Below are 12,415 nucleotides of genomic sequence, written 5' to 3'. Positions count from 1 at the left end.
CCTAGGGTTTAGTTATTTTTTAAGTCTTCCTGTATGTCCAGAAGGACCAGTAAGAGTTGCTGCTTTACCAGAAACTGTCACACAAACGTCTGGAAAGAAAAATCCATCACTTTGCACGGTAGATTTTGTATCGAGTAAGATATCTCCGTCAGTTTTCTTTAGGGCCCGGTGGATCGCTGCACCTTCCAAAGTATAGCTTGTAGGTTGTTCTTTGATTGCTATCCAATAGTAGAGACTATAGGTAACAATTGATAAAGCCCAATCTAAACCACTCATTTGAATGATTTCACCCTTTTGTTTACTTCCTTCTCTAGTGAACCATCCGAGTTCATAATTACATGCTTTTGCGGATGTCTCAGGCCCAATCTCATACGCTGCTTCTGCGAGAGGCAATGTAACAGTTCTGGAAGCTTGAGTATGTGTGGAACTTACTTTACAGTTGACAATAAATATTGCGACTGTGAGTAACAAAACAATGATACTTTTCATGTTCGTTCTCCCTTATTTCACAGGGCCAGTTTTTAAAGTGACTGCTTTTGCCTTTACTGTTACACAAGTGCTAGATGCAAACAAGTAATTTGTAGTTTCGAATTCGAATCTTGGGTTTACTAGATAGTTTGCACCTTCCACTTTAGAAATCGCATCAAAGATGGCTTGTGCTTCAATGTAATCTGCTGTAAATACAGAAGTTACAAATCCGTTTTTGTTAGTTACACCTGTAGGGAAAATTAAGATTCTTCCACCACAAGACTTACCAGTAGTGTCTCCACTGATTGTGTAATCTGCTGGAGCAAGAGTTACATTTTCCGTGTAAAGACCAGGAATAGTTTTTGTAGTTGATGAGCAGTTCGCAACAAATGCTACTGCAACGATTAAAAAAAGTAGACTTTTTTTCAAGTTGAGTTCCTCCGAGAGACTAAATTCGACATGCAATTCAAATTCAGTCAAACTAAATTATTAAATCTGTGATTCAATTTCTTTCCAAATTTTTTGAAAGTTTCTCGATCGGTCCAGATAGTTGTAACGGGTGTTCTGCAGTTCTTTTTGTTTGGATTCTAACCCTTCCACATGTAAGATGGCCTTTGTTTCCATTTGAACCCAAACGAGAATTAATTTCGCACGAACTCCTGCCATACAACCCCAGTCTTGGCCATTAAACCAACCTGCATTATGCGAATACGAATATTGTACAATAGGAATCAATAAAACACCATGTTTCCCTTTAAAATCATAACTAGGCAGGATCTTAAATTCTGGTATTTCGTTCGGAATGTTGATATTGTCGACTCCCTCATCGGCCACTTTGGTGAAATCTTTTTGAAATCCGATTTGAAACAATTTTGTTAGCTGGGAGATCTTTGTGGGTTTGTAAGTTTTAAACTTTTTTGTAGTGATGGATCGCACATAGTTTAGGGTTTCTTCCTGGACTCCTGTTTCATTAAGGAAGTCAATTTGTTTGGTGACCACTTGTTCCCCCCAGGGTGTTTTCTCTCTAGAAATCCCGCCGGAAAAATTAAGATCTCCGACAAACAAGTTTTTGGTGTAGATTTCTTTTTTGTTTGTCGAACCAAGAATGTCTTTTGCGAAGATTACTTCTTCTGAAATAAAAAGTTCAGCATTTCCTGTTGCCGGCAAACGGGATAGAGCGGAACTGCTTGAGGAGCAAGATACAAATAAGGAAAAAAATAGGAAGAAAAGCGGAAGTAATAAAGTCTGCATTTCACCTAGTGAAAGCTAAAGAGACCTAAGAAAAAAGCATTTTTTCATCCGGTGATATTAGTATTCTCGTCCTTGTGTACGGAGCGAAGTTAATTTTCTGGATGGTGGCTGTTTTTGGACTCCTGGGAGCCACAAAAACAAACGAACTTCTCGCAGATCCGGCCGCCTTCGTTTTCCTTGACTCGCAGAAAACAAAAGAATGGGGAAGGTTCCAGCCGGATTCACCTGCAAACTCCAATCGGTTAACGGAACTTTTATTACAATCTGATGAAATGCAGTTATATAAACATCCCGAGTGGATTCGTTTGCTGCATTATGAAAGAAATTGGGAAGGGAAATACAAAAGTAAGATCACTTCCGATCGGTTCTTTTTTTCTCCTAGTGGAAACGTCGATCCACAGGCAGAACTACATGCAACCATTCGGAGTTTTTTCGTGACAGAAGAGGTTCCAGAAGGCCTTCTCCATCCACTCTGTTCCTATCCTGCTCGGTATCTTTTTTTTAAAAAACATCTCCATTTTGAATTTTATAGTATATCGAATGTTAGTTGTGATAGATATAGAAATTGGAAAACATCGTTAAATACAGATTCTGTCTCTGTTGTTTTTGCTTCTCATTATTTACAATCACCTGCATCCTTTTTTGGTCATACATTGTTAAAACTCAATCAAGATACAAATGTTTCCTCTCAAACTGAGTTATTAGATTACGGAGTAAATTATGCGGCAGATGCTAAAGGTTACAACTTTGTTAGTTACGCCTACTTAGGGTTAACTGGTGGTTATCAAGGTAAGTTTTATCTTTTTCCTTATTTTTTAAAAGTAAATGAATACAATGATTTAGAAAATCGAGACCTTTGGGAATATGAAATTCACCTAAATGAATTTGAGAGAGAGATTTTAGTATCTCATCTCTGGGAGTTGTCAAGAGCTGAGTTTGACTACTATTTTTTAAGTAAAAATTGTTCTTATCTACTTTTGGAATGGTTGGAAGTGGCGAAACCAGATTTGGCTTTAAAATCAAAACTTGGCATCATTGTCTCTCCCGTGGATACCATTAAACTCTATTTAGGCGAGACTGGTTTGGTTCTGGGTAAAAAATATCGTCCATCTCTGTATTCAGAAATTAAATCAAAACTTTTGGAGATGAATCCAGAAGAAAAAGAAATGTTTTGGCTATTGGCAGATTTTTATAATGTAACTTCGTATCCCGATATTTTAAAAGGATTTCGGGCGGATAAAATTCGTAATGATTTAGTGTTAGATGCCACATTGGAAACCTATCGATACCAGAAGAATCGAGGTATTGATTTTTCTGAATCAGCAAAACTTAAATACCAACATTTATTAAGTATGCGTAGTCAGATACCGGGGGAGATTCTCAGTTACAAACCAAGATTTGAAGCCGTTCATCCTCCGGAAACCTCCCATCCTATGGCGCGAGTTTCTCTTGGAGGGGGACATTCGAATTTAGGAAGTTTTGTCGAGTGGAAATACCGAGTGGCATATCATGATCTGTTAAATTCCTCTAAGGGAACACCACCTAACGGCGAATTGGTTTTTTTTGACGGAACGGTTCGTAATTATGAAGGGAAACGGCCTGAATTTACATCTCTTTCTGCAATACGAATTTTGTCCTTACAGCCATACAATTCTATTTCCAAACAGTTGTCTTATTTACTCGATCTAGGTTGGCAAACTGTTGTATTTTCAAAAGAAAAGGATGTGTCTGGCCCAATTAGAACGTTTGAGGATTCGAATTCTTACTTTCGGAAACAAGTTTCCAATGTTGACATGGCGGTTGGTTATTCCTTTGCCGATGAATTTTCCAAATCGTCGGAACGATTTGGAGTATTTTCGTTGTTAGCTGGTATTAAATTGCAATCACACCCATGGTTTGAAACTGGTTCTCGGTTTGGACCCAATATCCAAGGATTGTATCAAAAGGAATTTGGTAATTGGAAAATACTTGGTGGAATAGTTTCCCAACACTATACCTCGAGTCGTAATCCCAATACAACTTCCGGCAGTATAAAGTTGCGGTATTTATTGTCAAATACCGCTGAACTTAGGCTAGAGTTACTATCGGAAAGATTGTATCAGGAAGTAAATCTATCGTTTCAATATTTGTTTTAGTGATAAATTTGTGTCGGATACTATGTAATTTAATTTTCCACTTCTAGGTTTGGAAAACGTTTTTGATTTCTATAGTGTGCGATGTAGGTAATGAGAACAAGGGCACCCACTGGAACAGCAAAATAGATGTGAACTTGGATAAGCCCTGCAATCATTCCTAAAATCCCACCTAAGAATTGTATGACGACAAGGTTTCCACCGGTATTATCCAAAATCATTTTTTCTAAATCGTCAGTGTCAAGGGCCATCACACGTTCTTCTACAAGTGCGGTCACATTGATGTTATGAACAAATTTTTCAATATTGGTTTTGAGATAAACCTTTCCTTCTTCGCTATTCATAAATTCCAAAAGGCGTTTTTTGACCCAATCTACTGCACGAAAGAAGTTCTTTTCAATCTCTTCCCAGTTGTTTGGATCATCTAAATAAGCTTGCAGACGTTCAATTCCAGACGGCAGTAGGTTTTGTCTTGCATAGTCACCACTGGCTTCCAACCAGTTAGAAATTTTTCCTGTAATGAATTCTTGTGTTTCTTTGGAGTTCAATCGTTCTTGGAGGCCAGCCATCATTTCATCCATCATCTTCATAAACTGGTCGGACGTTTCTGGATCTTTTACAAAACGTTCCAATAGTTCGCGGATGGCTTCTTCGTTAAAGGAAAAAATCTTTTTTACTCCAATTCCAATTTTTCCAAGTGTACTTCTTGTTTTTAGATACTCTTCCAAACCTTCATTGAGTAGGTTTGCAAGTTTTGGCATCTCTTCCAAAAGGACAACTCGAAGTTGTTTTCCTAAGTCTTCACGATTGGTTTCTTCTGTTAGATAGTATGTTAGGCGATTTTTTGCATAGTCCCAAAGTTTTTGAATTTCTTCTGGACGTTCGGCCATTTTTTTCATAGTTTCTTCGGAAAAATCAAAGATAACTTCTAAAATCTCAGGCCCTCTCGCTTTGAGCATAGAAATGATTTTAGTCACAAGCATGGTTCGAATTTCTACATTGTGGATGGCTTCATCAATTTCTTTGACAATTTTTTGGATTCCGGTTTCTACCAAATTACGTTCATAGATATAAGATAGAATGATATCTGGATGGAGTAAGTTACTTTGAATACTTTCTCCGAGTGACTTTGCAATTTTTGATTTGTTTTTGGGGACAAGGCCTGACCAACCAAGCACCTTACCATGTTTAGGTTGAAATAACATTTTAATGGCTAAAAAATTGGTGAAGTAACCCACAACCCCTGCCATTAAAACCACAAAGACGGCGTTAATCCAAACATTGCCTTCATAGTATACTTGAAATCCCCCGGCGATAATGGAAAAGATTACGAGTAATCTACGATACCAGGCATCTAATTTTGCAACATCCATTCGATTCTATTCCTCTTCTAGTTTTAAGTATTTTCCACTTAACCTTCGTAAAAAACCTCGTGGAATCAGTTCGGAAATAGTAATCGCACCTTGGTTGAAGGAACCTGTGATACAGACGGCTTGGTTATAACGAAGGGCACTTAAAGATTCTTCTACCACTACATCCGCATCCTGCCACATAAATGATGGATACTTGGATTTACTAATTCCTGCTCTTTGGTGGAAGTCAGAATGGGTCAGTCCTGGACAAAGTGCTTGTACATAAATGCCATGGAGTTTGGCTTCTTCATGGATGGATTCTGTAAAGGATTTTACAAAAGCTTTGGTTGCCGCATAAATTGCACTGCCCGGTGCCGGCAGATAACCAGCGATAGACGCCACATTTATTAAAAAACCTTTTTTATTTTTTTTGAATCTATTTAGCGCTACATGACTTAAATGGACAAGAGTTTTTACGTTTAGGTTTACTTCATCTAGTTCTTTATCGAGAGGCAAGGCGGCGAACTCACCTACAGTTCCAAATCCAGCATTGTTCACAACAAGTTCCGCATCTTTATCTTTTGCGATAATCTCGGCTAGTTCTTCCACATCTTTCTTTTTGGTAAGATCCAGGGCAAAGTACTTTAATATACCGCGAGATTTAGGTTCTAATTCTAAAATAACTTTTTTTAAATCGGATTCCGTGCGTGATATCAAAAAGACATTGTAGTCTTTAGCAAGTGCTCGAACAAATTCTTTTCCAATTCCTTGGGATGCGCCAGTGATATATGCATTTTTCATTCAGATGGATTCCTTTTCATCAGAACGGCTGTGGATCCGTCCGGATAGTATTTTTTACGTCTCTCTAATTCTATAAAACCAACGGACTGGTAAAGGTGAATGGCGGCTTCATTTGATTCCTTAACTTCCAAAAAAAATTCTTTTTTGGGAAATTCTTGGAAGAGCGCCAAAAGAAGTTCTTTTGCCAAACCTAACTTTCGATAGTTGGGAAGTGTTGCGATCCGAAAGATTTCAATTTCCCATGGAGTCTCGCAGACGAGAGCATAACACCGAGTATCCGGATCTCCCCAACCAAAAGCCAGATGGAATTCCAGATGGGTTTGGATCATTTTTTCCGTCCATTCCTCTCCGGGGAAACAGAGAGATTCCCATTGGAGGAGGAGGGAAAGGTCGGCTTCCCCCAACCTGCGAAAACTATGAGACATAATCACATTTTTTTCTTTTCATCCAAAAGAAAGAAACTAAAATCGAACTGATGGGCACAAAAAACAGCAGGTTTTCTTTGGTATCCTTGCCAATGGGCATCCTACTTGTCCTCTTTGGCTTTAGTTTTACTGGTTGTGACTATCTAAAGTCACTTACCGAATCCAGATACCGCAAGCGAATTGGTGGTGAACCCGCTTCCGAAAAAGATATTGTCAATTGGAAAGAAAAGTTGGCCTTGGAAGAGGCGGAAATTGAAGAGATGGATAAACGCATCCGAAAAATGGTTCAAAAATCTAACCAATCGGCCGCCCTTTCTTGGAAGATTGCAAGGGCCTATATGCGTGCTGGTTCTGCTGATTTGGGAGCTCGTTATTATGAAGAAGCCATTGGGGAATCTTTGCCCAATGCAAAACAGGGTGGGTTTGAAATCCATTCTTATGAATCCGCATTACCATTTTTTGATAAAGCCATCCAATCGGGAAAGTTAGATAAACAGTTGTTATATGAGACCGCGGTAGCCTATGCCAATGCCTCCAAAGATATGGGTTGGGAACCTACTCGGCGTAGTCGGGCCATCAATTTATTCAAACAGTTATCCAAACTAGACAAAGAGGATTCTCGGTTTCCTTTTCAGTTGGCACTTGTGTATTTTGATTCTTCTTTGAAGGATGAGGTTTGGAACGGAAAACTAACCAGTGGGTATGATGAAGTGGAAACGGCATTCTCCCTTCTGGATCAAATTTTACGAAAAGAACCTTACAATGTCCCAACTAGGTTTGCCAAAGCCAATTTTTTATACCAAGTTGGAAAATCTAACTTAGCTTATGATGAATACACTCGTATCAAATCCATTTTGGAAGAGATGAAAGAAAAAGGAACCATTCGAGAATCTTTGGAAGAAAATTCCTCTTATCGCAATGTGATTAAAAACTTAAACCAATTAGGGGCCCAAAACAAATCGAATTGACCTCTTAAGTTGTGGTCGTTTCAATTCTGGGGCATCCTCGCGTCTCCTCTCTACTTCGCAAAACAAGGCTTTGGTGTAACTTTTCTAACTTTGTAGACCTATATCAAGTCCTACCTACTTATTTTGAGGAGGATTTTTGGAACCAATGTCTGAAAGAGTGTATCGAATGGGAAAAAGGGAAGAATCCACTCTGGAAACTTGTGAGTTTTTATGATCCAGAGTATCCCAAAAATCTAAAAGAAATTTATGACCCACCTTTGGTATTTGCCTGTATAGGAAATATTGGCTTGTTACAAGCCCCTTTGGTTGCCATTGTAGGAACGAGAAAGTCTTCCCCTGTTTCTCTTTCTGCTACAAAAGAGCTCGTTCGATTTTTATCAACTAATAAAGATTTGGCGGTTGTTTCTGGTATGGCTCTGGGAATTGATCGACAAGCCTTCCTTTCTGCTTTGGAGTGCGGACTTCCTGTTGTCGGAGTACTTGGAACCACCTTGGGAATGGAATACCCTCCAGGGAACCGAGATCTTTATAAACGGATCAAAGAAGATCCAAACCAACTCATTCTCACGGAATTTTTACTAAAAACAGAACCTGCGAAATGGACCTTTCCCAAACGAAATCGTGTGATTTCTGGCCTTTCGAACAAAGTGTACATTATGGAGTCGGGGCGTAAGTCCGGCACGATTTCTACGGCCTATAGTGCCATGGAGCAGAACCGAGAGATTTATGTATTTGATCATCCCAAACAGTTTGATAACGAGGGAGGTAGGTTATTGATACGACAGGGTGCGCAAAGATTGTTTTATGAAACAGAAATTGAAAAAGAAGAAGAGAATGTTTTGGAGATAGACTACGAAGAATGGAGAAAAAAAAGAACCATCCCTTCTGCATTGAGAAGAGATGGTGGATGGGATTTGAATTTTACCCTTTAAAAACAAATCCTGCGGCAGTGGCAAGGATATAGATAAATAGTAAAAACACACCAAATGGCCGTTTGATTTTATCTTTAGAGAAAACAATTCCCAAGCGGAAAAGAATTAAGACGATTAACATTGAAGGGAAGTAGAATGTAAAAAAACTAACAGGGGCTTCGAGTCCATTTTTTGTAACGGCAGCTGCAGCACCTGATACAAAAAGAACATTCAAAATATCGGCCCCGATGATGTTCCCCACTGCAAGCTCCGAATGACCTCGCCTGGAAGCTTGGATGGCAGTGACAAGCTCTGGAAGCGAAGTTCCAAAGGCAACAAGTGTGGCTCCAATGATGGAGTCTGGAATCGAGAGTCTAACGGCCGTTTCTTGGACGGAAGGAATCAACACTTTTGAGGAAAGGATCACAAATGTGATGGCTCCCACTAATTTTAATAATACAATCCAAAAGGGTGCGGAATCATATTCGGTTGTGTCATCAATCCCTGCTTCCAATTCCCCTGGTTTGGATCTGGACCAACGGATACTCAAATAAATGTAAACGGCAAGCAGTAGTAAAAATACAAATCCAGTTCCTTGGTCAATACGTCCTCCTGTAGAGAAAACGGAAGTTAGGTTGGCCCAAGGAAGGGCCGCAAAAACCAGTAAAAATCCAGAAAGGACTTGGATCCAACCTTGGCGATTTACAAGTCGTTTGTCAATGTCAGGTGGTGAAATTAAGATAGCGATTCCCAAAATAAGGCCTGTATCGCAGATGATGGAACCAACCGCATTTCCAAGAGCAATTCCTGGATTTCCTTCTAGTGCAGAAAGCACCGATACGGAAACTTCGGGAAGGGTTGTACCTAAACTCACGATGGTGGCGCCAATGATCATTTTGGGAACTCCCCAACGAGTGGAAAGTGAGACTGCCTCGTCGACTAGTATGTCAGCGGCTTTGCCCAAAACGAGGATGGAGCCTATGATCACGAGTAAAAGAACTGGCAAGGGGAGGGTTTGAAAAGTTGCAGTAAGAAATGCATCCATGGATAAAGGTCAGAATATGGAAAACTTCATCCGACTGCGACTCTTTCTTTGGGTAGGGACCCTCGGATTTTTTTCTCCGGTACTCGGAGAACCACGATTGCCAAAAGAACCAAACCTTCCCAATGTCCCCATGGAAGAATCCAAGGAACCAAGAAATGCTCGTGGGGACAAAGATTCTACTGAACCTAGGGTCATCAATTTAACTCTCTGCGATGGAAGGACCGTCCGTGGCGAATCATCTAGCGGTAGTCAGTCGATGTCTTTTGAACATTCCAAAGAGGGAATCCTTTACAAAAAAAAGTTAAACGTAAGCGAACTTGATTCTGTGCGGATAGACTCTTGGGAACTCAAACAAAAACGCGAAGAAAAAAAAGGAATCACTTACGAAGTTGTTCCCAAAAAAATTCGGATTCGGACTCGCAATGGAGAAGTGTTTTATAAAGAGACAGGTGTTTCCGATTTAAAACTACTCAACATTGAGATCAAAAACAACAACGGAGAAACCACCCTGTTTTCCTATTGGGTAGATCTAAAGTATCCTGATGGAAAATGGTATTCCGGGCTTCCCGTGATCAAACAAGACCAAGGAACTAGAGAAGATTGTTTGAAAGATGTAGTCAAAATGATTGAATGGGAGTAGGTAAAAAATTTCTGTGAATTATTCTTATCACCTGGTAGAAACAACTAAGATTAAAAATTGGTAAAATGATTGATCATAGCCCAAACAAACTCCAGTCAGAAAGACAACCTGGAGTTTGTTATTGTGAGTTCTCGTTTTTATTCAGATACACAGTCTACGTAGTAAGTCATGTGTCCAGATTCTGATTTTTCTTCCACAAGGCCGTGGATGTCAGTTTCAAATCCAGGAAACTTTGAGTTAAACTCACGAGCAAACTGTAAATAACGAATGATCGTCATGTTGAATATTTCTCCAGGAATGAGAAGTGGAATTCCCGGAGGGTAAGGTGTTAACAACACAGAAGTAATCCTACCTTCCAACTCATCAATCGGAACTCGTTCAATATCTCGGTGCGCCATTTTGGAAAATGCTTCCGATGGTTTCATTGCAGGAATCATCGGGCTTAAATACATTTCCGTTGTTAGGTGAGAGATATTGTTGGCTCTATAAACTTCATGCATAGACTGGCATAGATCTCGGAGTCCAATACGATCGTATTTTGGGTGTGTGGTGGTGAATTTGGGCATCACACGCCAGAGTGGTTGGTTAGAATCATAATCATCTTTGAACTGTTGTAATTCGGTTACCATTGTGTTCCATCGGCCTTTGGTAATTCCGATGGTAAACATGATAAAGAAACTATAGAGTCCTGTTTTTTCTACAATGATTCCGTGTTCTGCTAAGTATTTGGTGAGAATGAGTGCAGGGATTCCCCAGTCAGCAAATTCTCCTTCCACACTCATACCAGGAGTGATGACAGTTGCTTTGATGGGATCCAACATATTGAATCCTTCAGCAATGTCACCAAACCCATGCCAACGGTCATTGGTTTTCAGAATCCATTCATCTCGTTCTCCTGCCCCTTCATCGGCAAGAGCTTCTGGTCCCCAAACACTAAACCACCAATCCTCTTCCAGTTCCAAACCTACTTTGCGCATAGCACGTCGGAAATCTAGGGCTTCCTCAATGGACTCTTCCACAAGGGCATTCCCACCGGGAGATTCCATCATGGCTGCTGCTACATCACAAGAAGCAATGATGGCATACTGTGGACTTGTGCTTGTGTGCATCAAAAATGCTTCATTAAAAAGGTTTCTATCTAGGGTTTCTTTTTCACTGTTTTGGACAAGAATCTGGCTTGCTTGTGAAAGACCGGCAAGAAGTTTGTGTGTGGACTGAGTGGCAAAGATCATACTTTCTTTGGGGCGAGGTCTGTCAGAACCAATGGCGTGCATTCCGGTGTAGAATCTGTGAAAGGAAGCGTGCGGAAGCCAAGCTTCATCGAAATGGAGAGTCGAAATTTTACCATCTAACTCTGATTTGATGTCCTCTACATTGTAAAGAATTCCATCATAAGTACTTTGGGTGATGGTGAGAATTCGAGGATTTCCTTTTACTTCTTTTGCAAACGGATGTTCTGCGATTTTTTTCTGGATGTTTTCCCATTTGAATTCCGCCTTCGGAATGGGTCCAATGATTCCGAAGTGGTTTCTTGTTGGCATAAGAAATACGGGAATGGCTCCAGTCATAGTGATAGCATGTAAAATACTTTTGTGGCAATTTCGATCTACAATCACGACGTCACCCGGTGCTACCGTACTATGCCAAACAATTTTGTTGGAAGTAGAAGTACCATTAGTAACAAAATACAAACTATCACATTGAAATATCCGCGCTGCGTTTCTTTCGCTGGCAGAAATAGGACCCGTATGGTCGAGTAATTGGCCTAGTTCATCCACCGCATTACAAACGTCAGCACGAAGCATGTTCTCTCCAAAAAATTGGTGGAACATTTGGCCAACTGGGCTTTTTAAAAAGGCAACTCCACCCGAGTGACCAGGGCAGTGCCAACTATAACTTCCGTCATGTGCATATTGTGTTAAGGCACGAAAAAATGGTGGAGGCAGACTATCTAAATAAGATTTTACTTCTCTGTGAATGGCACGTGCCATAAACTCAGGGGTGTCTTCAAACATATGAATGAAGCCGTGAAGTTCTTTTAATATGCTGTTGGGAATGTGGCGACTGGTTCTAGTCTCACCATAAAGAAACAGAGGTATGTCGGCGTTTCTATGTCTAACTTGCGTTACAAAGTCTTTGAGTTGGCGGAGAGCATCTGGAACTTCACCTTCTGTTTCCGGTGTGAACTCTTCATCGTCAATGGAAAGGATGAATCCACAAGCCCGACTTTGTTGTTGCACAAAACTCGTTAAATCTCCGTAACTGGTGACTCCCAGTACTTCGATTCCTTCGCCTTCTAGGGCCTTTGCAATTGCTCGAATGCCAAGACCACTGGCATTTTCGGAACGAAAATCTTCATCGATGATGATGATAGGAAATTGTACAATACCGTTTTGATACATCACACTCCATAGGAAGAGCG

General features: G+C 40.2%; 12 protein-coding genes. 4 read left to right on the top strand and 8 right to left on the bottom strand.

Going from position 1 to position 12,415, the window contains the following annotated elements; genetic code table 11:
• Nucleotides 1-12: 12 nt before the first annotated feature.
• The 3 genes from LEP1GSC195_RS11040 to LEP1GSC195_RS11030 are packed head-to-tail and all read right to left on the bottom strand — an operon-like array spanning nt 13 to nt 1,635.
• Nucleotides 13-489: an LEPBI_I0682 family protein gene (locus tag LEP1GSC195_RS11040; protein ID WP_015682300.1), complete on the bottom strand. Its 477-nt coding sequence runs from the start codon at nt 487-489 to the stop codon at nt 13-15.
• Between the two features lie 12 nt (nt 490-501).
• Nucleotides 502-897 (bottom strand): hypothetical protein, encoded by a 396-nt coding sequence (locus LEP1GSC195_RS11035; RefSeq protein WP_015680626.1) that lies wholly within the window; start codon nt 895-897, stop codon nt 502-504.
• Between the two features lie 60 nt (nt 898-957).
• Nucleotides 958-1,635: a hypothetical protein gene (locus tag LEP1GSC195_RS11030; protein ID WP_232227766.1), complete on the bottom strand. Its 678-nt coding sequence runs from the start codon at nt 1,633-1,635 to the stop codon at nt 958-960.
• A gap of 185 nt (nt 1,636-1,820) precedes the next feature.
• Between LEP1GSC195_RS11030 and LEP1GSC195_RS11025 the strand changes: the two genes are divergently transcribed.
• The gene (locus tag LEP1GSC195_RS11025; protein ID WP_015682526.1) at nt 1,821-3,854 is read left to right on the top strand and encodes an Lnb N-terminal periplasmic domain-containing protein; all 2,034 of its coding nucleotides are present in this window, start codon (nt 1,821-1,823) and stop codon (nt 3,852-3,854) included.
• Nucleotides 3,855-3,883: 29 nt separating this feature from the next.
• Here the strand turns inward: LEP1GSC195_RS11025 and LEP1GSC195_RS11020 are convergent, their stop codons facing one another.
• Genes LEP1GSC195_RS11020 through LEP1GSC195_RS11010 form a run of 3 tightly spaced genes read right to left on the bottom strand, consistent with a single transcriptional unit; the run spans nt 3,884 to nt 6,429 of the window.
• Nucleotides 3,884-5,224 (bottom strand): DUF445 family protein, encoded by a 1,341-nt coding sequence (locus LEP1GSC195_RS11020; RefSeq protein ID WP_015680785.1) that lies wholly within the window; start codon nt 5,222-5,224, stop codon nt 3,884-3,886.
• 6 nt (nt 5,225-5,230) lie between these two features.
• Nucleotides 5,231-6,004, bottom strand: a complete 774-nt coding sequence (locus tag LEP1GSC195_RS11015) for an SDR family NAD(P)-dependent oxidoreductase (protein ID WP_015680767.1) — start codon at nt 6,002-6,004, stop codon at nt 5,231-5,233.
• The gene (locus tag LEP1GSC195_RS11010; protein ID WP_015681172.1) at nt 6,001-6,429 is read right to left on the bottom strand and encodes a GNAT family N-acetyltransferase; all 429 of its coding nucleotides are present in this window, start codon (nt 6,427-6,429) and stop codon (nt 6,001-6,003) included. Before LEP1GSC195_RS11010 ends, LEP1GSC195_RS11015 begins: the two co-directional genes overlap by 4 nt.
• A gap of 50 nt (nt 6,430-6,479) precedes the next feature.
• Here LEP1GSC195_RS11010 and LEP1GSC195_RS11005 point away from each other — a divergent pair, with 50 nt between their 5' ends.
• Both LEP1GSC195_RS11005 and LEP1GSC195_RS11000 read left to right on the top strand, forming a co-directional pair.
• Complete coding sequence (locus tag LEP1GSC195_RS11005) at nt 6,480-7,397, top strand: tetratricopeptide repeat protein (RefSeq protein WP_040506656.1); 918 nt, start codon at nt 6,480-6,482, stop codon at nt 7,395-7,397.
• Between the two features lie 11 nt (nt 7,398-7,408).
• The gene (locus LEP1GSC195_RS11000) at nt 7,409-8,329 is read left to right on the top strand and encodes a DNA-processing protein DprA (protein ID WP_015681625.1); all 921 of its coding nucleotides are present in this window, start codon (nt 7,409-7,411) and stop codon (nt 8,327-8,329) included.
• Here LEP1GSC195_RS11000 and LEP1GSC195_RS10995 read toward each other — a convergent pair.
• Nucleotides 8,319-9,353 carry a calcium/sodium antiporter gene (locus LEP1GSC195_RS10995; RefSeq protein ID WP_015680975.1) on the bottom strand — a complete coding sequence of 345 codons (1,035 nt, stop codon included), beginning with the start codon at nt 9,351-9,353 and terminating at the stop codon, nt 8,319-8,321. The two genes, LEP1GSC195_RS11000 and LEP1GSC195_RS10995, sit on opposite strands and share 11 nt — an antisense overlap.
• Between LEP1GSC195_RS10995 and LEP1GSC195_RS10990 the strand changes: the two genes are divergently transcribed.
• Nucleotides 9,352-9,993 carry a hypothetical protein gene (locus tag LEP1GSC195_RS10990; RefSeq protein ID WP_015681976.1) on the top strand — a complete coding sequence of 214 codons (642 nt, stop codon included), beginning with the start codon at nt 9,352-9,354 and terminating at the stop codon, nt 9,991-9,993. The two genes, LEP1GSC195_RS10995 and LEP1GSC195_RS10990, sit on opposite strands and share 2 nt — an antisense overlap.
• A 137-nt stretch (nt 9,994-10,130) precedes the next feature.
• Here the strand turns inward: LEP1GSC195_RS10990 and LEP1GSC195_RS10985 are convergent, their stop codons facing one another.
• Complete coding sequence (locus tag LEP1GSC195_RS10985) at nt 10,131-12,395, bottom strand: arginine/lysine/ornithine decarboxylase (protein WP_015682671.1); 2,265 nt, start codon at nt 12,393-12,395, stop codon at nt 10,131-10,133.
• Nucleotides 12,396-12,415 lie beyond the last annotated feature (20 nt).

Origin of the sequence: Leptospira wolbachii serovar Codice str. CDC, from assembly GCF_000332515.2 — a bacterium.
GTDB lineage: Bacteria > Spirochaetota > Leptospiria > Leptospirales > Leptospiraceae > Leptospira_A > Leptospira_A wolbachii.
The sequence above is the reverse complement of the archived record's forward strand: the minus strand, read 5'-3'. Positions and strand labels throughout refer to the sequence as shown.